Origin of the sequence: Duganella sp. BJB476, assembly GCF_003416895.1 — a bacterium.
Classification (GTDB): domain Bacteria; phylum Pseudomonadota; class Gammaproteobacteria; order Burkholderiales; family Burkholderiaceae_D; genus Rugamonas.
This window is the reverse complement of the sequence record NZ_QVIO01000008.1, coordinates 196,374-215,161: the sequence shown is the minus strand read 5'-3', so window position 1 is coordinate 215,161 and position 18,788 is coordinate 196,374. Positions and strand designations below refer to the sequence as shown.

Annotated in this window: 12 protein-coding genes; 5 read left to right on the top strand and 7 right to left on the bottom strand. The window is 67.1% G+C overall.

All coding sequences use genetic code 11. From position 1 onward, the window contains the following. Window positions 1-12 precede the first annotated feature (12 nt). The 3 genes from D0T21_RS26765 to D0T21_RS26755 all read right to left on the bottom strand — a co-directional run bounded on the left by D0T21_RS26765 (window position 13) and on the right by D0T21_RS26755 (window position 3,260). On the bottom strand, window positions 13-1,956 hold the full coding sequence (locus D0T21_RS26765) for a GAF domain-containing sensor histidine kinase (protein WP_116992659.1): 1,944 nt from the start codon (window positions 1,954-1,956) through the stop codon (window positions 13-15). A gap of 123 nt (window positions 1,957-2,079) precedes the next feature. Beyond that, a complete protein-coding gene (locus D0T21_RS26760) occupies window positions 2,080-2,619 on the bottom strand; it encodes an FxDxF family PEP-CTERM protein (protein WP_116992660.1) in 540 nt (179 codons plus the stop codon). A gap of 140 nt (window positions 2,620-2,759) precedes the next feature. Further along, window positions 2,760-3,260 carry a hypothetical protein gene (locus tag D0T21_RS26755; RefSeq protein WP_116992661.1) on the bottom strand — a complete coding sequence of 167 codons (501 nt, stop codon included), beginning with the start codon at window positions 3,258-3,260 and terminating at the stop codon, window positions 2,760-2,762. A gap of 350 nt (window positions 3,261-3,610) precedes the next feature. Between D0T21_RS26755 and D0T21_RS26750 the strand changes: the two genes are divergently transcribed. Next, on the top strand, window positions 3,611-4,270 hold the full coding sequence (locus D0T21_RS26750; protein WP_116994558.1) for a PEP-CTERM sorting domain-containing protein: 660 nt from the start codon (window positions 3,611-3,613) through the stop codon (window positions 4,268-4,270). Window positions 4,271-4,348: 78 nt separating this feature from the next. Here D0T21_RS26750 and D0T21_RS31850 read toward each other — a convergent pair whose 3' ends face one another. Further along, the gene (locus D0T21_RS31850; RefSeq protein WP_147328174.1) at window positions 4,349-4,552 is read right to left on the bottom strand and encodes a hypothetical protein; all 204 of its coding nucleotides are present in this window, start codon (window positions 4,550-4,552) and stop codon (window positions 4,349-4,351) included. Between the two features lie 257 nt (window positions 4,553-4,809). Here D0T21_RS31850 and D0T21_RS26745 point away from each other — a divergent pair, with 257 nt between their 5' ends. Beyond that, window positions 4,810-5,202, top strand: coding sequence for a hypothetical protein (locus D0T21_RS26745; protein WP_116992663.1), 393 nt, complete (start codon window positions 4,810-4,812; stop codon window positions 5,200-5,202). Window positions 5,203-5,217: 15 nt separating this feature from the next. On the opposite strand, the gene D0T21_RS26740 is transcribed toward D0T21_RS26745, so the two are convergent. Together D0T21_RS26740 and queC are read right to left on the bottom strand one after the other, a co-directional pair. Next, complete coding sequence (locus tag D0T21_RS26740) at window positions 5,218-8,244, bottom strand: CHASE domain-containing protein (protein WP_116994557.1); 3,027 nt, start codon at window positions 8,242-8,244, stop codon at window positions 5,218-5,220. Then, the gene (queC, locus tag D0T21_RS26735; RefSeq protein ID WP_116992665.1) at window positions 8,245-8,952 is read right to left on the bottom strand and encodes a 7-cyano-7-deazaguanine synthase QueC; all 708 of its coding nucleotides are present in this window, start codon (window positions 8,950-8,952) and stop codon (window positions 8,245-8,247) included. A 106-nt stretch (window positions 8,953-9,058) separates the two neighbouring features. Between queC and D0T21_RS26730 the strand changes: the two genes are divergently transcribed. Both D0T21_RS26730 and D0T21_RS26725 read left to right on the top strand, forming a co-directional pair. After that, the gene (locus D0T21_RS26730; RefSeq protein ID WP_373886690.1) at window positions 9,059-10,933 is read left to right on the top strand and encodes an autotransporter assembly complex family protein; all 1,875 of its coding nucleotides are present in this window, start codon (window positions 9,059-9,061) and stop codon (window positions 10,931-10,933) included. Beyond that, on the top strand, window positions 10,933-15,474 hold the full coding sequence (locus D0T21_RS26725; protein WP_116992667.1) for a translocation/assembly module TamB domain-containing protein: 4,542 nt from the start codon (window positions 10,933-10,935) through the stop codon (window positions 15,472-15,474). Before D0T21_RS26730 ends, D0T21_RS26725 begins: the two co-directional genes overlap by 1 nt. Before the next feature lie 154 nt (window positions 15,475-15,628). Here D0T21_RS26725 and D0T21_RS26720 read toward each other — a convergent pair whose 3' ends face one another. Beyond that, a complete protein-coding gene (locus tag D0T21_RS26720) occupies window positions 15,629-18,088 on the bottom strand; it encodes a S9 family peptidase (RefSeq protein WP_116992668.1) in 2,460 nt (819 codons plus the stop codon). A gap of 165 nt (window positions 18,089-18,253) precedes the next feature. On the opposite strand from D0T21_RS26720, the gene D0T21_RS26715 reads away from it, so the two are divergent. After that, window positions 18,254-18,787 carry a hypothetical protein gene (locus tag D0T21_RS26715; RefSeq protein WP_199538572.1) on the top strand — a complete coding sequence of 178 codons (534 nt, stop codon included), beginning with the start codon at window positions 18,254-18,256 and terminating at the stop codon, window positions 18,785-18,787. The last annotated feature ends 1 nt before the right edge of the window (window position 18,788 follow it).

The following is an 18,788-nucleotide window of genomic DNA, read 5'->3' as shown; positions in this document are numbered from 1 at the left end:
GCTTATTTCAGCTTACTTGCGCTTGACCTTGGGGAAGCGCAGCTTGTAGTGCAAGCCCATGCCTGGCGCGCTGACCACCTTGATGGTGCCGCCCAACGCGCCGGTCACCAGGTTGTACAGGATGTGCGCGCCCAGGCCGCTGCCGCCCGAGCCGCGCTTGGTGGTGAAGAAGGGATCGAACAGCTGCGCCAGCGTGCTGCTGTCCATGCCGGCGCCGTCGTCGCTGTACTCGAAGTCGACGAACTCGCCGTCCACCTTGCCGGCGATCTTGATCTTGCCGGACTGCCCGTCCTCGAAGCCGTGCACCAGCGAGTTGACCACCATATTGGTGAGGATCTGCGACACCGCGCCGGGGAAGCTGGCCATGTTGATGTGCTCGTCGCAATCGATCTCGACGGCGATCGGCTTGCCCTTCAGCTTGGGTTGCAGCGACAGCAGCACCTCGTCCAGGTATTTGCGCAGGTTGAAGCTGCGGATATCGTCGGACGACTGGTCCACCGCCACCTGCTTGAAGCTACGCACCAGCGCCGCCGCCCGCTGGGTGTTGGTGGTCATGATGCGCAGCGATTGCGAGATGATGTCGAAGAACTGGTTCAGGCCGTCCTCGTCCAGCGTGCCGGCCGCCATGTCCTCGCGCGTCAGCTTGAGCTCTTCCACCAGGTGGCTGGTGGCCGTCACGCAGATGCCCAGCGGCGTATTGATCTCGTGCGCCACGCCGGCCACCAGCCGGCCCAGCGAGGCCAGCTTCTCCTGCCGCACCAGTTCGCCCTGCGCATCCTTGAGCGAGGTCAGCGCGCTCTCCAGCGCCGCGTTCTGTTCTTCCAGCGCCTCCTTGGCGCGGCGGATCTCGCGGTCGGCCTGCATGCGTGCGATCGCCACCGCCACGTGGCTGGCCATGAAGGCCAGGATGTCGAGGTCGGCCTGGGTGTAGGTCACCGAGTCGTCGTAGCTCTGCACGATGATCACGCCGTAGGCCACGTCGCCCAGCAGCATCGGCGCGCCCATCCAGCTGGCGATGTCGACGTTGCCCAGCGGATGATCCATCTCGCCGCTGGCCACCAGCGCCTGGAAGCCGGCGCGGTCCAGCAGCATGGCCTGCTTGCGCTGCAGGATGTACGAGGACATGCCGACGCCGTAGTCGAAGCGCTTGACCGGCGCGTGCTCGTCCTTCTCGTCGACGAAATACGGGATGCTGATTTCCTTGGTGTCCGGGTGGTACAGCGCCATCAGGAAATTCTGCGCCGGCACCAGCTCGCTGATGATCTGGTGCAGCCGCATGTTCAGGCGGCTGCCGCCGGTGGCCGTGGCCGACAGGTTGGCCAGCTCGTACAGCGCGCGCTGGATGTTCTCGGCGCGGCGGCGCTCGGCCACCTCGTGCGCCAGCAGGGCGGTGCGCTCCTGCACCGCGCGTTCCAGCCGGTCCATGCTCTGCAAGCCTTGCAGCGCGCTCGACACATGGTTGGCGATCAGCGCGAACAGCGCCTGGTCTTCCTCGCTGAAGGTGTGTTCCTTGTCGTAGCTCTGGATCACGATGGCGCCCAGCGACTGGTGGTTCTGGTCCAGCAGCGGACACCCCATCCAGTGCTCGGCGATGGTGCCGATGCCGAAGCCGGCGTTCGCTTCGCGCCGGGACTGGTGCTCGGCCGCCGTCATCACCATGCGCGCGCGGGTGGCGATCACGGTCGCCGTCGGCGACTCGCCCTCGACCAGCTCGAACAGTTCGTCGCGGCTGGGCGGATCGTCCACCTCGTCGACGAAATACACGAAGCGCACCTGGTTGACCGGACCGTCGCGGTCGCTCAACGCCACGAAGAAATTGGCGGCATACATGATGCGGCCCAGTGCCGCATGCACGGCCTGCAGGAACTCGCTGATATCGGTGCAGCTGCTCGACTTCTGCCCGATTTCCAGCAGCATGGTTTGCACGGCTTCCAGGCGGGTGAGACGACTTTCCATCGATTTTCCTATTGTGAGGTAATGCGCATAGGAAATACTAGCAGGTCCGGCCCGCCCCGGCCACAGAAACAAAAACAGCCAGGCCGTCGCAACGGCCTGGCTGTTCGTCAGTGCGGCAAAGGCTTAGCCCTGCTTGCGCTGGCGGCGGCTCACCATGGCGCCGATCAGGCCCAGGCCGCCCAGCAGCATGGCATAGGTTTCCGGTTCCGGCACGGCCGTCACGGTGACGCCGGACGAATACACGCCCGACGACTTGGACACGGCGCTGCCGCTGATCAATACGTAGTAGCTGCCGGCGCCCAGCACGCCCGAGTCGAGCTGCCACTGGTCGGTGGCGCCGCTCGACAGCTGGCTGCCGGCCAGCAGCAGGCCGCCGGCGTTGTACAGCGCCAGGCCGCTGATGTCCAGGCCGTTCTTGGCGTTGCCGGTATGCGAGTACACATCGGCCGACAAGGTGGACGCGCCGGTCAGGGTGAAGCTGTATTTATCGGCAAAGGTATTGCTCATATTGTTGCCGGCGACAAAGTGGCCGCCGAAGTCGGCGCCGCTGCTCAGATCGAGCTGGGTGACGGGATTGCTGATGTCGGCCGCCAACGCGCCTTGCGACAGGAAAGCAGCGCCGGCCATTGCGACGGCGCCAACCAAAACTTTGACTTTTATCATATCGAACTCCTAAAAAATGGGAGTCCAAAATGTAGCAGCCACATCATTTCCAACCGGCCGCGCACGATAGAATGTTACATCCTCTTACACGTTTATTTAACGAAATCTTAATTCCAGTAAAGAACAAATGACGCAGGAAACTACGGCTTGCGGTAGCCGTTTTCCATCCACGCCGACGCGCTGGCCACGCTCAGCTTGAAGGTCGGCGCCACCCGCACCCGTGCCAGCTCCTCGCCGTACGGGTCGAAGGCGCTCAGCGTCGCGTAGGGGTCGTCCTCGTCGGGCACGATGTCGAGGCAGACCTTGACCTGGCCGTCCTCGCCGTTGACGAAGACGTTCTTGTGCAGCTGGGCGTGCAGCTGCTGCTCGTGGCGGCGGATCACCTCGTTGGCGGTCTTGACCAGGGTGTTGAAGGCGTTGACGTCCAGCGGCTTGGGATTCTTCTTGTCGCGGCCCATGGTCCACGGCCCCACCAGCGCCGGTTCCGGCTCGCCATCCTTGATCATCGCCACCGCCCAGCCCTCGTCGTCATCGTTCTTGATGACGCGCGCGGTCCAGCCGTTCCCCTGCCATACGCGCGCCTCCTGGATCGGGGCGTCGTCGTCCTGTTGCTGTTCGGTATCGGGGTAGTCTGCGCTCATGCTGTCGGCTCGTCGTGAAAAATGGATGGGGGTGAAATGATAAGCGCCCAGCGCGGCCGGCTGTTAGTTTTTCGCACCAAATTGTTAGTTATGTGCCGCCGCCGATTTAACTTTCCCATCAGCAAGTTGATAGTCACTGCCGGGCTAGGGGCGGTATTGCCGCCGCCGGCGGCGCGCCGATGTCACAAACAGGTGGAGAAATTAACATAAACCGAGCACATACTCTAAAGTTGAACGGGCATTGTCAAGGAAATATTACTATTATCAATCTTGAATCACCAGTTTCCAGTCGTTAATAAAAGCTCAAGCCCGGTGCAATCGTTCACCGGTCTCAAATAAGGAACACCAAAATGTCGATCTCCAAAACCCTGCTGGCCCTCAGCCTGGCTGGCGCCGCGTTCAGCGCCAGCGCCGGCGTCACCTATACCGCCACCACCGGCACCACCTCCGGCGTCGGCGGCGTCACCACCAACACTTTCGACGATGGCCTGCTGCCGGTCGGTTTCGCCACCTACGACCAACTCGGCGCGCTGATCCCGTCGCCAGGCAATTCCGGCTACGCGGCGCAGCCGCCGGGCGACCCCACCGCCTTCTTCTCGGTCGGCATCAGCAACGGCCAGCCATCGTCGTCCAGCGTGACCTTCGGCGGCATGGGCGTCAGCTATTTTGGTTACTACATGGGCTCGCCGGACGACTACAACATTGTCACCATGTACAGCGGTAATACGATGGTGTTGCAGATCAACGGCAACGACATGGCGGCCGCCGCCCACCGGATGGCCAACGGCAATCAGCAAGTCGGCTTCTACATGAACTTCTTCACCGACAGCGGCACCACCATCACCAAGGTCACCTTCTCCGCCAACCAGAACGCCTTCGAGTCGGACAACCACTCCTACATCTCGGCCGTGCCGGAACCGGAAATCTTCGTGATGCTGCTGACCGGCCTCGGCCTGCTCGGTCTTGCCAGCCGCCGCGACAAGGCCGAGGACAACGAAAAATTCTATTGAGCCCGACGGGCCCAGCACAAAAGCCCGCGGCGAGCGGGCTTTTTTACGTCTGGCGGGTTGGCGATCAGTCGACCGCGGTCAGCACGAGATGCACGGCCGCGGCGGCGGCATGATCGGCGGCCGCAAGGGCGTGACGCGCGGATCGATGGCCGGGTCCGGCATGTGGTAACTGAACGGTGTGATGATGATAGGCGGTATCGTCGGCGGCGCCGATGGCGGGCCTTTCGGTCCCCCGCCGGAAAGCTGCTGGACGCTACGCTGGCGCCGAGTCCGCTTGCACATCGAGGATATCGATTGACCCTCGCTCAAATCTAGCCAAGCCATGTTATAGCCCTCCCTGCAATAGGTAGATTATCAGTATAGGCAGGCATAACTTTAAATCAAGGAACATTCCCCGCTCATCGCGCCGGACCCGCATTCCATCCCGCCAATTTGCCGGTCTGTCGCAATCCGCTGGCCGCTGCCGGGCCGGCTCGGTACAGTTCAACCATGCCAAACGGCACAAGAAGTACGGAACAACCCAACCACCGAGGTCAGCCATGAAAATCACCGCTAAAAAACTGGTATTCGCCGCTTTCATCTTCCTGCTGGCCGCCTGCGCATGGCAGTCGGTGTTCGGCGACGGCATGCAGGTCAACATCGACAGCGACGAGATCGACGGCCCCATCGGCTTCCTGCTCGGCACCCTGTTCGCCGGCGGCGGCCTGCTGATCGCCGCGGTGGCCATCACCTGCGCGGCCGTGTTCGTCGGCGTGCTGTTCGCCGGCCTCGGCATCCTGATGATCAGCGGCATGGTGCTGCTGGCGGTGGTGGTGGCGGCGGCGGTCTCGCCCCTGTTGCTGCCGCTGCTGATCCCGGTCGGCATCTACATGATCTTCCGCTCGCGCTCCCGCAAACAGCAGCAGCGCGCCATGCTGGAACACGCAGTCTAAGCAGCACCCACCGTTTCAATCGGAAGCGGCCGGGACCTGAACTCCCGGCCGATCCGCCCTCTTCCCCGCCTCCGCCAGTTCCACCCGGTTGCGCCCGCCGCGCTTGGCGCAGTACAAGGCCTGGTCGGCGCGCCGCAAGGCCACATCGCCGCCGCCGTCGGCCCCGCCCAGCGCGGCGATGCCGATGCTCACCGTCACCGTCACCGTCAGCCGCGTCTCGTCGTCCAGCAGCATGGCCGCCTCGGCCACCCGCAGGCGCAGGCGCTCGGCGTGCAGCGCCGCCGCGTCGAGCTCCGTGCCGGGCAACAGCAGCGCGAACTCCTCGCCGCCGATGCGGCCCAGCATGTCGGTCTTGCGCTGGCCCTCCTGCAGCAGCGCGCCCAGCTGGCGCAGCACGGCGTCGCCGGCCGCGTGGCCGTGCTCGTCGTTGATGTGCTTGAAATGGTCGATATCGAGCAGCAGCACCGCGGCGCAGGCGCCGAGGTCGCGCTGCAGCCGGGCGTGCTCGTCCTCCAGGCGGCGCATGAACTCGCGCCGGTTCGGCAGGCCGGTGAGGAAATCGGTGGTGGCCAGCACGCGCAGCTCGTCGTGCATGCGGCGCCGCTCGGTCACGTCCAGGGTCGAGACGATGACGAAGTCCAGGCTGTGCGTATGGCCCGGCATCACCAGCAGGGTCAGCTCGTTGCGCCGGGCCGTGCCGTCGAGCCGCGTGTAGCTGCCCTCGCAGGCGAAGAAATGCTGGCCCTGGGCCAGCGCGGTCAGCGCCAGCGCGAAGCTGGGCATGGCGGCCAGGTCGAAGTTCTGCGCCAGGCTCAGCTGAGATAAATCCTTGCGCCCCGGCGCCGCCCCCACCTGCGCCAGCGCGGCGGCGTTGACATCGACGATGCGCACCAGCGAGGCCAGGCGCCGCAACTGGCTGGCGTTGGCCTGCAGATAGCGTCCCAGGTCGTCGATGCCGGACAATTCCAGCTCGGCCAGCGCGGCGTGCACACCGGACCAGTCCTGCTCCCACAGCGCCACCGGCGCATGGTCGTACAGGCTGCGGAAGCGGGCCTCGCCGGCGCGCAGCGCCACCGCCGCCTGCGCCTGCTCGATGGCGATGCCGGCCAGCCGCGCGGCCTGCTCGATCAGCGCGATATTGGCCAGGCTGGGCAGGCGGGCATCGCGGTGGTAGATGGCGAAGGTGCCCAGCACATTGCCGGCGGCGCCGTAGATCGGATCGGACCAGCACGAGCCCAGCCGCGCCTGCAGGGCCAGGTCGCGGTACTCCAGCCAAGTCGGCGCGCGGCGGATGTCCTCGACGATCACCCGGCTGCGCGTCAGCACCGCCTGGGCGCAGGCGCCCGGCGCGCCGTGGATGGAGCGCCCGTGCACGGCGGCGTTGAAGAAGGCCGGCAAACTGGGCGCGGCGCCCACCAGCAGGTGCTCGCCGCTCTCGTCGAGCAGCAGGATGCTGCACAACATTTCCTCGTTGCCCGCCTCGACGCCCTGCACTACGCTCTCGAGTATGGTTTGCAGCGGCGCGCCGGTGGCCAGCAACTCCAGCACGTGGCGCCGGGTCTGCTCGCGCTGCTCGCCCTGGGTGCGCTCGGTGATATCGCGGAACGACCACAGCCGCGCCGGCTCGCTGCCCAGCTGCATGCCGCGCGTGTGCTGCTCGATCACGCGGCCGTCCTTCAGGTGCAGCAGCGCCAGCTGCTGCGGCCCCGGCTCCAGCAGCAGCGCCTGGCCGGGATGGAGCATCTGCTGCGCCATGTGCGCCATCAGCGCGGCGCCATCGGCCTGCCAGTCCAGGTGCTCGGGCAGGTTCCACAGTTCGCGGAAACGGCGGTTGGCGTTGATCACCCCGCCTTTCAGGTTGTCGACCAGGATGCCGTCGACGGTCGAATCGAGAATGCTGCGCAACATGGCCTGGCTGCGCTGCGCGCCCTCGGCCAGCACCATCAGCGCGGCCTGGCCCTCCTGCAGCTCGCCGCTGAGCCGTTCGGCGCGCGCCTGGGCGGCGCGGGCCCGCACGCGGCCGCGCGCCAGCAGCCAGGTCAGTCCGGCCAGAAGCGCGCTCAACAATACGCCGCCGGCGGCGACCTGCTGCCCCTGGTCGCGTTCCGGCGCCGCGCTGGCCCGCGCGGCGATGTCCAGCGTCCAGCGGTGGCCGCCGATGCTGATCCACTGGAGGCGGTTGCGCCGGCCGGCGCCGTCGCCCGGATGGCTGTCGTACATCAGCGCGGCCGGCGCGATGGCGTCGCCGTCGTAGATCTTCACCTCCAGCGCGCCGGCGCGCGGCCCGCCCAGCCCCGCCATCAGGTCGCCGACGCGGAACGGCGCGTACACCCAGCCGTCGATGGCGGCGCGCCGCAGCGCCGCCGTATCGGCCGCCTGTCCGCGGCGGTACACCGGCAGCACCATCAGGAAGCCGGATTGCGCCGGCGCCGGCTCGACCTCCTCCTGCACCAGCCGGATCTTGCCGCTCATGGCCGGCAGGCCGGAATCGCGCGCCTGCTCCAGCGCGCCGCGCCGCACCGGCTCGGACGCGGCGTCGTAGCCGAAGGCGCGGCGGTTGTTGTCGTCGAAGGGTTCGAGGTAGACGATGGGCGCGTACCAGGCGCGCGCGCCGTCCGGCCGCATGCGGTAGTCGGGCTGGCCGCCCAGCCGTATCGCGCGCTCATGGGCGGCGCGCTGCGCCGGCGCCACCAGCGCGATGTAGCCGACGCCGTGGATGCCGGGGAAATGCAGGTTCAGGTTTTGCCCGGCCAGATAGGCGCGGAAGGCGTCGCGGTCGACCCCGGCGGAGCTGGCGAACAGCCCCTGCACGCCGTACAGCACCTGCACATAGGTCTGCATGCGCCGGTCGAGGTTGTTGACCAGCTCGCGCACACGACTGTCGAAATCGGCCTGCGCCTGCTGGTCGGCGTGCTGGCGCGCGCCCAGCCACAGCACGGCGGTCGCACCCAGGCAGCCGGTCAGCACCAGCAGCGGCAGGACGCCCGGCGAGAGCACATCCTGCACCAGCCGGCGCAGCCGAACCTGGGCGCCGGGGGACATCTACACCTCGGTGCCCGCGAACTGCCGGTAGCCGCGCGCGCGCAGGGCGCACGCCGGGCAGGTGCCGCAGCCGTAACCCCAATCATGCAGCGCGCCGCGCTCGCCCAGGTAGCAGGTGTGGGTGCCGTCGCGGATCAGGTCGACCAGCGCCTGGCCGCCCAGCTCCTGCGCCAGCTCCCAGGTCTGGCGCTTGTCGCGCCACATCAGCGGGGTTTCCAGCTTCAGGCGGGTGTCCATACCCAGGTTGAGCGCCACTTGCAGCGCCTTCATGGTGTCGTCGCGGCAGTCCGGGTAGCCGGAGAAGTCGGTCTCGCACATGCCGCCCACCAGCACCGTCAGGCCGCGGCGGTAGGCCACGGTGGCGGCCACCGTCATGAACAGCAGGTTGCGGCCGGGGACGAAGGTGTTCGGCAGGCCGTTGGCCTGGGTTTCGATGGCGATATCGTGCGTCATCGCAGTCTGCGAAATCTCGGAGATCAGCGACAGGTCGATCATGTGGTCCTCGCCCAGCTTGGCGTTCCACTCGGGCGAGTGGGCGCGCAGGCGTTCGATCACGGTGGGGCGCACGGTCAGCTCGATGGCGTGGCGCTGGCCGTAGTCGAAGCCTATGGTTTCCACGCGCGCGTAGTGCTTCAGCGCCCAGGCCAGGCAGGTGGTGGAATCTTGGCCACCGCTAAACAGGACCAGGGCGGTATCGGTAGGCAGCATTACTTTGTTCTTTCAAGGGCTTGCAAGGCGTTGCAACGTTATAAGTACGCCATCTTTTAGGGCAATCCGGTAACATGGCAGGCAGCGTACACCCAGATGGAGTCTCATGTTACCGGCATCGCCAGCAAAAATATTGGCAGGATCACGAATTTTGGCACAAGTTGTGACAAAAGTATCCGGCCGCCTCGCCGTAGCCGGTATATCGGCCGGTGTGTTGGCCGCCCTCGCGCTGCCCGCCGCCGCCCAGGGCCTGAAATACGAGGTCCACATCGACGCCCCCGGCGCGCTGCAAGAACTGCTGGAGCAAAACCTTGACCTGGTGCGCTTTCGCGGCAACGCGCGCATGGACCGCGAACAGCTGGTACGGCTGGTGCGCGCCGCGCCGGCCCAGGTCAAGACGCTGGTCGCCACCGACGGCTACTATTCGCCGGTGGTGAGCGCCCGCCTCGATCGCGACGGCGACACGCCCAAGGTCGAGATCAGCGTGCAGCCGGGCGAGCCGGTGCGAGTTGGCGAGATCGACCTGGTGCTGCAAGGCTTCGCGCCCGTGCCCGGGCTGGCCGCCGACAAGCAGTTCGACACCACCGCGCTGAAGGCCGGCTGGACGCTCAAGCAGGGCCAGGTCTTCCGCCAGACCGACTGGGAACAGGCCAAGCGCGGCCTGCTGCGCCAGGTGGTGCAGACGCGCTACCCGCGCGCCCAGCTGACCGACAGCCAGGCCACGGTGGACCCGGACAACCACCTGGCCGCGCTGCGCGTGGTGCTCGACAGCGGCCCGGAGCTGCGCTTCGGCGAATTGCGCATCGAAGGCCTGAAGCGCTACCCGGCCGCCATCATCAGCAACCTGAACCAGATCCATCCCGGCGACTACTACAGCGAAGCCGCGCTGCAATCCTACCAATCGCGCCTGCAGGACACCGGCTACTTCAGCAGCGTGGAAGTGAGCGCCGACATGGGCGCCATCCTCAACGAACAGCTGGAAGCGGGCGCCGCCACCCCGGCGCAAAACGCCGACGCCGCGATGGCGCCGCTGCCGCTGCTGGTGCGCGTGACCGAGAACAAGCGCCGCAACGTCAGCGCCGGCCTGGGTTTCAGCACCAACACCGGCAACCGCGCCTCGCTGACCTACGACGATTTGTCGGTGTTCGGCCTGCGCATGAAAAGCGCGCTGACGCTGGAGACCAAGAAACAGACCGCGCGCAGCGACTTCTACTTCCCCACCACCGCGGACGGCTACAACGACAGCGTCGGCGCCTCCTTCGAGCGCAGCGACATTTCGGGCGAGGTCACCAGCGTGGCCAGCGTGTCCGGCAAGCGCGCCTGGGGCACGCCGCTGCTGGAGCGCAGCCTGTCGCTGGAGCTGCTGACCGAGACCAAGACCGTCGACGGCATCCCGTCCAGCACCAGCAAGAGTTTGCCGCTGACCTACGGCGTCACCTGGCGCAAGCTGGACAACCTGCTGTTCCCGACCAAGGGCTACGCGCTCAACGCGCAGCTGGGCGGCGCGCTGCTGCCCATCCTGACCGACGAGGCCTTCGTGCGCGGCTACGCGCGCACCGTGTGGTACCGGCCGCTGACCACCAGCACCAATTTGATACTGCGCGGTGAGCTCGGTGCGCTGGCCTCGCGCGACAAGAACGGCGTGCCGGCCGTGTACCTGTTCCGCGCCGGCGGCGACCAGTCGGTGCGCGGCTACGCCTTCCAGGAGCTGGGCGTGCACGAAGGCACCGCCATCACCGGTGGCCGCTACCTGGCCACCGGCAGCGCCGAGTTCCAGTACTGGTTCAAGCCCACCTACGGCGCGGCCGTGTTCTACGACGCCGGCAACGCGGGCGACACCTTCAACGCGCTGCATCCGAAATCCGGCTACGGCGCCGGTGCGCGCTGGAAGAGTCCCGTCGGCCCGATCAACGTGGACATCGCCTACGGCCACGCGGTACACAAATATCGATTGCACTTCTCGCTGGGATTCACCTTCTGATGGCCGACAACAAAAACAATCCGCCACCGGACGCGCCGGACGCCGCTACGCCGACGCCGACGCCTGCGCCTGCGTCCACTCCCGCACTCGCGCGTCGCCGCTGGCCGCGCCGCTTGCTGATTTCGCTGGCGGTGCTCGCGGCCCTGCTGGCCGGCGCCTTCTGGCTGCTGGGCCGCGAATCGACCTTGCAGCAGCTGGTGCAGCGCATTGCCAACGCCAGTGGCGGGCAGGTCGCCGTCAGCGGCGTGAGCGGATCGCTGTACCACCGCATGCACATCGGACGGCTGGTCTACCGCAGCAAGGACAGCGTCATCACGGCCGACAACATCGACATCAACTGGTCGCCGTTGCAGTATTTTTCGGAAGGCCTGTCCATCAGCGAGCTGCATGTGGCGGCGCTGACGGTGCAGAGCCTGGGCCCGTCGGAGCCGGCCAAGATGCCGGAATCGCTGGCCGCGCCGTTCCGCCTCAACCTGTCCGACGCGCGGCTCGACAAGCTGACGCTGACCAGCGCCGCCGGCAGCAACGTGATCGAGCGCCTGCGCTTCAAGCTGTACGGCGACAAGAGCAGCTGGCACCTGGAAGACGCCAGCGCGCACACCGCGTTCGGCGATGCCAAGGCCGACCTGACCATAGCCGCCAGCAAACCGTTCACACTGCAAGGCAAGGCAGCGCTGACGCAAGCTCCCGCCAGCGCCGGCGCCGCGCAACTGTCGCTGCAAGCCGGCGGCAACCTGACGCTGATGACATTGCAGGCGCAGGGCAGCGCCAATGGCGCCAGCGGCAAGGCCTACGTGGCGCTGGCGCCGTTCGATCCGATCATCCTGCGCGCGCTGGACCTGGACGGCCGCGACCTCGATCCGGCCGGCTTCAATCCCGGCTGGCCGCAGGCGAAATTCAGCCTCAAGGCTAGCGCCGCCATCACGGCGGACCAGAAACTGTCCGGCCAATTCGCCCTGCAGAACCAGGGCAAGGCGGCCCCGCTCGACCAGCAAGGCCTGCCGCTGCAAGCCTTCAGCGGCAAGCTGGCCGGCACGCTGACCGCCTCCACGCTGGAAAACGTGCTGCTCGACCTGGGCGCGGCGGGACGCTTCACCGGCGGCGGCCACGTCAAGCGCAGCGGCCCCGAAGCCGGCATCGACGCCGCGCAATTCACGCTGCACACCGACCGCCTGGACCTGAAGAACATCCACAGCAGCATCAACAAAACCAGCGTCGCCGGCGACATCACGCTGGCCAGCACGCCGGCCAAACAGACGCTGGATGCCAGGCTGTCGCAGGACGGCCTGCGCCTCGACCTGCAAGCTACGCTGGCGGACGCCGTGCTGCAACTGCACCAGGTGCGCCTGCTGGCGAAGAAAGGCAGCATCAGCGCCACCGGCCAGGCCAGCCTGAAAGACAAGCAGGAGTTCAGCGCCAAGCTGCGCGCCGAGCACTTCGACCCGTCCGCGTTGGGCGCCAGCTATCCGATCGCCGACCTCAATGCCGACATCAACGCCAGCGGCCACGTCTCCCCCGCATGGCAGGTCGCGGCAGGCTTCGACCTGAAGGCCAGCAAGCTGGCGGGCCAAACCCTGTCCGGCAATGGCAAGCTCAATGCCGACGCAAAACACATCAGCGGCGTCGACGCCCACCTGGCGATGGCGCAGAACACCGCCGACATCAGCGGCAGCTTCGGCGCGCCGGGCGAACAGCTGCGCTGGAAGATCGACGCCCGCCAATTGTCGGCGGTGGCCAGTGACTTGATTGGCGCCGTCAACGCCAGCGGCATCGTCAGCGGCAGCATCGAAGCGCCGCGCACCACCTTCGAAGCCGACGCCAAGGGCCTGGGCCTCGCCTCCGCCAAACGCCCCGCGCCGGATAGCCTGATCCACGCCGCCGGCGACATCGCACTGGCCGGGCCGAAGAAAACGCCCGAGCTGAAAATGAACGGCGCCATACAGCGCCTGAATCCCGCAGCATTCGGCGCGGCGCAGGCGGGTTCCGTCAACGCTACGTTCACGGCCGACGCGCGGCTGGCGAGCGACTGGCGCGCAGGCCTGAACCTGACGCTGCAACCATCGACCTTCGCCAACGCGCCCTTGAGCGGCTACGCGAAACTGAACGCCGACAAGGACAGCATCAGCAACGCCGACATCGACCTGCGACTGGCTTCCAACAGCCTGCAAGCGAAGGGCAGCTTCGGCAGCGCGCTCGACAAGCTGGAATGGAAGCTCAATGCGCCGCAACTGGCCGCACTGGGTCCGCAGTTCGCCGGCACGCTGCGCGCCAGCGGCACCCTGTCCGGCACCACCGCCAAGCCGGCGCTGGCGCTCACGCTGGACGGCGCCAACCTGCGCGCGCCGGGCCAGCAGCAGATCGGCACGATACGCGGCAGCGCCACGCTGGGCAGCACCGTCGCCATGGCGGCCGGCACAGCACCAGCGACTACGCCGGGAACGCCAGCCAAGCGCGGCGCGGCAGCACGCGGCGCCGCCGAAACCGACACCTACGCCGACGTGCCGCTGGTCAGCGACATCGAGATCACCCACTACATCTCCCCTGCCCTGACGCTGGACAAGGCGCGCCTGCAAACCAGCGGCACGCGCAGCAATCACACGCTGCAAGTCAGCGCCAGCAACGCCGACTTCGACGCCGCCGTCCGCGTCAAAGGCGGCTGGGCCAACGACAGCTGGACCGGCGCCATCGACACCCTGCAAAACCGCGGCCGCTTCGCCCTCACGCTGGCCGCGCCGGCGCCGCTGAAACTGACCGCCCCCGCAGGCAGCGGCGTGGCCGGCCTGCTGCACCCGGAGCAGATCGCCCTGGGCAGCGCCACCATCAAGCTCCCCGATGGCAGCATCCGCATCGACAGCCTGGAAAAAAACGGCCCGGCCTGGCGCAGCAAAGGCCAGGCGGCCGGCGTACCGGTCAACTACCTGGCCCAGCTCTCCGACGCCTGGCGCGACAACGTCCGCAGCAATATGACGATCGGCGCGGAATGGAGCATGAACCTGCAAGCGGCCAGCAAGGGCAACCCGCCGGTCCTCGGCGGCATGCTGCATGTGTATCGCGAACAGGGCGACCTGACCATCACCGGCGCCGACCTGCCGCAGCCACTCGGCCTGCGCACGCTGGACGGCCGCGTCGACGTCAACGACGGTACGCTGCACCTGCAACTGAACCTGGACGGCACCCGCGCCGGCCAGGCCCGCATCGACGCCACCGCCCAGCTGCAGGAAAGCCGCCTGGCCGAGAGCAGCGCCATCACGCTGAACGGCAACGCCAATATGGGATCGCTGGCCTGGTTGGCGCCATTGGCCGGCCAACCGGGACTGGAAATCGACGGCGCCCTGAAGCTGGCCGTCAGCGGCAGCGGCACCCTGGGCGCACCGCAACTGAACGGCGACATCAGCGGCGACAAGCTGGTGCTGAACTGGGTGGACCAGGGCATCAAGCTGCGCAACGGCCAGTTGCAGGCGCGCCTCACCGGCGACCAGCTGCAACTGCAAAAGCTGGCCTTCGACGGCGCCGAGGGCCACGCCCAGGCCGACGGCTGGATACGTTACGCCGGCAACGAAGCCACCATGAACCTCAAACTCAGCGCCGACAAGCTGGAAGTGCTGGCGCGGCCGGACCGCATCCTGGTCATCAGCGGCCAAAGCACGCTGATACGCGACGCCAAGCGCTTCCAGCTGGACGGAAAATTCCGCGCCGACCGCGCCAACATCGAACTGGCCGGCGAGAACACGCCAACGCTCAGCGACGACGTGGTCATCATCGGCAAGGGTGCGGCCCCGGTCAAGACGCCGCAGGGCCAGCCGCTCAACATCGACCTCGAGGCCGACCTGGGCGACGCCTTCAAGCTGAAAGGCAAAGGCCTGGATGCACAACTGGCGGGGACGGTGCGTATCCGCGTGGCGGACCGCCGGCCGCCGCGCGTCACCGGCAGCATCCGCGTGGAGAGCGGTACCTATGCGGCCTATGGACAGAAGCTGGCGATCGACCGCGGCGTGATCAACTTCACCGGCGCCTACGACAACCCCGGCCTGAACATCCTGGCCGTGCGCCGTGGACCGGAAGGCGAAGCGCTCAGCGAGACCAATGTGGAAGCGGGCGTGGAAGTACGCGGCACGGCGCTGGCGCCGGTGGCCAAGCTGGTGTCGACACCGGCCGTGTCGGACAGCGACAAGCTGGCCTGGCTGGTGCTGGGCCACGGCATCGACAACACCGGCGGCAACGACATGGCGCTGCTCAGCGCCGCTGCGGGCGCGCTGTTCGGCGGCGGCCAGGGCAAGCTGGCCAATGCGCTGGGAGTGGATGAACTGGGCGTGAGCCAAGCCGCCGGCACAGCGGCCGGCGCGGCGACCGGATTGCAGACCACGGTGGTCACGGTGGGCAAGCGCCTGTCGTCGCGCGCCTACCTGAGCTTCGAACAGGGCGCGGGCACGGCGACCAGCCTGGTCAAGCTCAAATACAAGCTGAACCCGCGCATCTCGCTGCAATTCCAGACCGGCACCAACAACGCGCTGGACGTGCTCTACACCTGGGCTTTCGACTAACTCGGGTTGTGGTCCGGCACCGGGTCGTCCTGCGGCACGGGATGGGGGATGGCCGGCGGCGCCGGATCATCCACCGGTACGGGATCGGGGGCGCGGTGTGCGTTGTGCATGGTCGGTACTCCTTGAGCTGACACGTCCCCCATTCTACGCCGCCCTACCCCGGTTTCGCGTGCTTGACGTATTTATCCAGCCACGCATTGGTTTCGTACAGCATGTGCAGGATCGATTCGCGCGCGCGGTAGGCGTGCGATTCGTTCGGCAGCATCACCAGCCGCGCCGTGCCGCCCAGGCCTTTGATGGCCTGGAACATGCGCTCGCTCTGCAAGGGGAAGGTGCCGGTGTTGCTGTCCTCCGCGCCGTGGATCAACAGCATCGCATCCTTGATCTTGTCGGCGTTATTGAACGGCGACATGGCCTGGTACACCTCCTGCGCCTGCCAGAACGGCCGCTCCTCGGACTGGAAACCGAATGGCGTCAGCGTGCGATTGTAGGCGCCGCTGCGCGCTATCCCGGCGCGGAACAGCCGCGTGTGCGCCAGCAGGTTGCCGGTCATGAAAGCGCCATACGAATGGCCGCCGATGGCGATGCGGTGGCGGTCGGCCACGCCGCGCCGCACCACCTCGTCCACCGCAGCCTGCGCGTCCGCCACCAGCTGCGGCAGATAGCTGTCGTTCGGCTCCTCTTCGCCGGCGCCGATGATGGGGAAGGATGGATTGTCCAGCACCGCGTAACCCATCGCCAGGAAGGCCGCCGGTCCCCAGTAGCTGACCGCGTTGAAACGGTACGGTGACCCGGTGGTCTGGCTGGCCGCGCCGGCCGATTTGAATTCCTGCGGATAGGCCCACATCAGCAACGGCAACGGGCCGTCGCGGACGGCGTCGTAACCGGAGGGCAGCATCAGCGTGGCCGTCAGCTCGACGCCGTCGTTGCGCGGATAGCGGATCTGCTCCTTGTGCACATCCTTCAGCTGCGGGGTCGGATGCGGGTAGTTGGTCAGCGCCGTCAGCTGCGCGTCCTCTGGCTTGGTCAGGTCGCGCAGGTAGTAGTTGGGCCGCTCGGTCGGCGATTCGCGCGTCGTCAGCAGCAGCGTGCCTTCGTCGTTGAGCACCGCCGCGACGTTCTCGAAATACGGCGCGGCGCTCTGGAACAAACGCACCTTTTGTTTGGTGGTCAGACTCAGACGGTCGATGAAGGGACGGTCGCCTTCAGGCGTGGCGCCGGCGCCGTCCAGCAACACCGTGGTGCCGGGGCCGATCAGCAGGCGCGGGAAGCCGCTGGCGTCGGCCCGCATCACCGGTGAACCGGGGCTGTTGTAGCGGTCTTCGTACGAACCGGCGTAGATCAGCTCCGGCGGCGTGGACAAGTGTTCAGGCTCAATCATCCACTGCTTATAGTCGCGCGTCTTGTGCCAGCGCTCGTTGATCAGCGCGACATCGCCGCGTCCCCAGGCGATGCCGGCGTAGCGCATCGTCAGCCGCGCCAGCACCAGCGGCGGTTCGCGGAACGGCGCCGCGTGCACGTAGACCAGGTCGCGGATATTGTCGATCACCGGGCGCGCCGGATCGCCGCCATCCTGCGCCTCGGTCCACACCAGCGTAGCCGGCACGTCGGCCCGCCACGACACGTGGCGCACGCCTTCGGACACCGCGTCATTCCCCTGCGGCAGGCCTTCTTCCAGCGGCAGCGTGGTCACCGTGTGCAGCACCTCGCCATTCAGGTCGCGCACGTCGACCCGCTCGCCGAAGCTCGATGCCGGCACGATGTAGGAGTATGGCCGCGTCACGCTTTGCGTCAGCAGGTACTGGCCGCCCGGCGCGATCGAGGTGCGCGAGAACTGCCCCGGCGCGCCGATCATGCGTGGCTTGCCATGCAGGTCCAGCAGCACCATCTGCACGGTGATGTAGTACTCGAACAGGCGGGCGTCGCCCTCGTTCTTCAGCAGATCCTGATAGGTGCGCAGCTGGCGCATGGCGCCACCGGGTTCGCTGTCCTGCTGGATCGGGCCGGTCGGCACGCCGTCCGACTGCGGCGCCTTGCCGATGCCGGCCGGACGCCAGTGCACCAGCAGGCCGCTGCTGTCCGGCAGCCAGTTGAAGCCGCGCGTCAGCACCGCCGACAAAGGCTGCGCCGACAAGCGCTTGGCCTTGCGCGACTCGATATCCACCAGCCACAGCTCCACCGCGCCGCGCTCGCCCTTGTAGGCCACGTGCGAGAACGCCAGGTAGCGCTGGTCCGGCGACCACGCCAGGTCCGCCAGGCGCAGCGCGCGCGGCAGCCCGCGGATGCGGCTTTCCTTTTGCGTGGCGATATCGAGCAGACCGAGGTCGGTGCCGAACGAAAAACGGGAGGAGGAACAGGTGCGTGGATTGATGCGCAGGCCGGCCAGCTTGAGCTCCGGCTGCGCCACTTCGGCGATGCCCGGCAGCGGCGGCGTTTGCACCACGGCGACCAGGTTGCGCTGGGGGCTCAGGCTGAGCGCCGGCGCGCGCGGCGCGTCGACGATGTCCAGCAGGGCGGAAGGCGGCAGGCGGTAACCGCCCTCCTGCGCGCCGGCCTGCGGCGAGGCGGCCATCAATCCCAGATTCAGGGGCAGCAAGGTTAACGGTTTGTTCATGGATATCCTTTCGGTCCAGAAGCGGGGCTGCTGCAGTTCAGTTTGCTTATGCTATCCGGGATTGTCAATCACTGCCGGATAATGCGTGACAATCTGTAACGCTGGGGCGCGGCGGCCGGTTGGCGTACAATCGCGGTTCTTCGAATCACGCCGTTGGAATCGCTTATGGATATGCCTACTATCGTCTTGTTGCTGCTGGTGCCGCTGGCCATCTGGCGCATCTACTCGCGCCTGAAACGCATGATGGGCCGCAACAAATCCGAACTGTGGCGCCACGTCGCCTACGCGGCGGTGGCCGGCGTGACGCTGGCCGCGCTGGCCGTGGTCCTGATCGGAAAATGGCAGGCGCTGGCCGCGCTGCTGGTCGGCGCCGCCGTCGGCGCCGCGCTGGGCCACCGCAACATGAAACTGACGCGCCTGCAAAACACCGCCGAGGGCTTCTTCTACACGCAGAACCGCCGTTTCGGCCTGCTGGTGACGATGCTGTTCTTCGGCCGCCTGATCTACCGCCTGTTCGAAGCCTACCTGCACATGCACGACCATCTGCCGCTGGACCCGGACTTCGTCGGCAATCCGCTGTCGGCCGTGGTGTTTGGCTTGACCGCCGGCTTCTGGGGCTGCTACCACCTGATGCTGCTGCGCTGGCGCCGCAGCGTCAAGCCGGTGCCGCGCCCTATCGATATCTTCGATATTAAATAAA

Excerpts from the sequence above, each read along its gene's own strand:
- D0T21_RS26740 (WP_116994557.1), bottom strand. The coding sequence starts at position 8,244 with ATGTCCCCCGGCGCCCAGGTTCGGCTGCGCCGGCTGGTGCAGGATGTG.
- queC (WP_116992665.1), bottom strand. The coding sequence starts at position 8,952 with ATGCTGCCTACCGATACCGCCCTGGTCCTGTTTAGCGGTGGCCAAGAT.
- D0T21_RS26750 (WP_116994558.1), top strand. The coding sequence starts at position 3,611 with ATGTCGATCTCCAAAACCCTGCTGGCCCTCAGCCTGGCTGGCGCCGCG.
- D0T21_RS26745 (WP_116992663.1), top strand. The coding sequence starts at position 4,810 with ATGAAAATCACCGCTAAAAAACTGGTATTCGCCGCTTTCATCTTCCTG.
- D0T21_RS26720 (WP_116992668.1), bottom strand. The coding sequence starts at position 18,088 with ATGAACAAACCGTTAACCTTGCTGCCCCTGAATCTGGGATTGATGGCC.
- D0T21_RS31850 (WP_147328174.1), bottom strand. The coding sequence starts at position 4,552 with ATGTGCAAGCGGACTCGGCGCCAGCGTAGCGTCCAGCAGCTTTCCGGC.
- D0T21_RS26765 (WP_116992659.1), bottom strand. The coding sequence starts at position 1,956 with ATGGAAAGTCGTCTCACCCGCCTGGAAGCCGTGCAAACCATGCTGCTG.
- D0T21_RS26715 (WP_199538572.1), top strand. The coding sequence starts at position 18,254 with ATGGATATGCCTACTATCGTCTTGTTGCTGCTGGTGCCGCTGGCCATC.
- D0T21_RS26725 (WP_116992667.1), top strand. The coding sequence starts at position 10,933 with ATGGCCGACAACAAAAACAATCCGCCACCGGACGCGCCGGACGCCGCT.
- D0T21_RS26755 (WP_116992661.1), bottom strand. The coding sequence starts at position 3,260 with ATGAGCGCAGACTACCCCGATACCGAACAGCAACAGGACGACGACGCC.
- D0T21_RS26730 (WP_373886690.1), top strand. The coding sequence starts at position 9,059 with ATGTTACCGGCATCGCCAGCAAAAATATTGGCAGGATCACGAATTTTG.
- D0T21_RS26760 (WP_116992660.1), bottom strand. The coding sequence starts at position 2,619 with ATGATAAAAGTCAAAGTTTTGGTTGGCGCCGTCGCAATGGCCGGCGCT.